We start from the raw sequence: 845 nt of genomic DNA, 5'->3' as shown, positions 1-845 counted from the left end.
TATCTACCGTATGAGTGGAAGCGCCTGTGCTTTCGACTGTGTTACCCGCCGCATCGCTTGAAGAGACAACCGCATCGAACGCCGTGTCTGCTTCCAAGTCGCTACCTGCCACGTCAACAGACCAAGTGCCATCCGCGCCCACTGTTGTTGTGTAGGTGGTCTCGTTGATCTCCAAGGTCACGGTATCGCCTTCTGCGATATCGCCACCTGCTGCTGTACCTGTCACCGCGATAGTTTCACCGCTTTCAGTTTCATTAATCACATCATCAGAAGTGATCGCATTAATTGTTACCGTACCCGCCACGGCAAGGGTATCCAGTATTGCACTATCAGAACCTTGTTCAGAGACATTACCTGCAATATCGGTAATAACAGCAATAACAACAAGGTTTGCTCCTTCAGCCGGTGGAGTCACACTTGTTAATACTTGATCTGCGGATATATCTGTTGCAGTCAATACAATATCAGTGCCATTGACGGTTAAAGTATCACCAGCTACAGCACCTGTATCTGTCAGTGAAACAGTTACATTAACTTCACCATCAAGTTCAGCAGCGTTAATCAAACCATCATTATTAACATCTTCTGTAATAACCACACCAGGCGCTGAAGTAGGCGTAATATCAAATATCTCTGCTGTTGCAGTCGCACCACTATAATCAACATCCTCAAAGTTACCACCGACAAAACTGATCACAGAAGCTGAAATACTTCCTGCTGCTACATCTGTCTCATTTAGATCAACCACCAAGGTGCCAGTCGTTTCGCCTGCCGCGATCACGATGTTGCCCTGATCCGTGGTGATGGTCACTTCAGTTTCGGCCGCATTCGTCAAGGTCGCTGTG

1 protein-coding gene is annotated in these 845 nt (G+C 47.5%); it reads right to left on the bottom strand.

Annotated features, from left to right (window positions below):
- The coding region (locus TW85_RS25200) for an Ig-like domain-containing protein (RefSeq protein WP_046019894.1) at positions 1–845 on the bottom strand (845 nt) is incomplete at both ends.

Origin of the sequence: Marinomonas sp. S3726, from assembly GCF_000967665.1 — a bacterium.
Classification (GTDB): domain Bacteria; phylum Pseudomonadota; class Gammaproteobacteria; order Pseudomonadales; family Marinomonadaceae; genus Marinomonas.
Note: the sequence above shows the minus strand (reverse complement) of the source record. Positions and strands in the feature narration are given on the sequence as shown.